The 351-nt window shown below is 52.4% G+C and carries 1 protein-coding gene; it reads right to left on the reverse strand.

Annotation, left to right across the window (positions count from 1 at the left end; all coding sequences use genetic code 11):
• Positions 1-351 (reverse strand): caspase family protein (locus tag KMS84_RS44195; protein WP_256921477.1); only part of this gene is annotated, 351 nt, incomplete at both ends.

Below are 351 nucleotides of genomic sequence, written 5' to 3' on the forward strand. Positions count from 1 at the left end.
TCTTCGGAGACATAGTTAAACAGGTCAAAAACCTTGATGAAGCCGCTTGCGCTCTTGTCGGCATGACCGCGTAAACCTGCCAGCAGCGTAGTCGTGAACACACTGTTCCTCGCACCAACGAATACAGACGACACTTCGTTTGCACGGCAAGATGCCATTAATGCGCGTCCGCTACCGACTGCCAGCTTCGCGAAAGTATTTTGGCTGTAGCCTGACTTGAGCTGGTGTCCCTTGTTATCAGTCAAATATTTCGAGATCGCGGCCCCTCCCGCATGACAAGCATCGATGAAGACCAGAAGTCGCTTCGCCTTGATCCGCGCGAGCGCAGCAGATAACTCATTCGAGCTAATG

It is taken from the genome of Streptomyces hilarionis, from assembly GCF_024539675.1.
GTDB classification, from domain to species: domain Bacteria; phylum Actinomycetota; class Actinomycetes; order Streptomycetales; family Streptomycetaceae; genus Streptomyces; species Streptomyces hilarionis.